Source organism: Rhizobium ecuadorense (genome assembly GCF_001187535.1).
GTDB classification, from domain to species: domain Bacteria; phylum Pseudomonadota; class Alphaproteobacteria; order Rhizobiales; family Rhizobiaceae; genus Rhizobium; species Rhizobium ecuadorense.
In genome coordinates this window covers 1-207 of sequence record NZ_LFIO01001316.1, presented here as the reverse complement: position 1 = coordinate 207, position 207 = coordinate 1, and the positions used below count along the sequence as shown (strand labels likewise).

The following is a 207-nucleotide window of genomic DNA, read 5'->3' as shown; positions in this document are numbered from 1 at the left end:
GCCCTACCTCGCCGATCCGGCGGCCGATCATGGTGACGATCAGGCGCCCACCCGGTTTCAGGATGCGCCAGCTTTCTGCAAGCGCTTGCTTCCGTTCAGGAATATGGTTGAGGCAAGCAACGAAGCAGACCGTGTCGAAGCTGCGATCCTCGAAAGGCAGCTGACGGCAATTCTCTACGATGATGCAGTCGCCACCCCAGTCGACGA

The 207-nt window shown here is 59.9% G+C and carries 1 protein-coding gene; it reads right to left on the bottom strand.

What is annotated here, in order from left to right; genetic code table 11:
• On the bottom strand, positions 1 to 207 hold a 207-nt coding region (locus AF337_RS40965), incomplete at both ends, for a class I SAM-dependent methyltransferase (protein WP_152971222.1).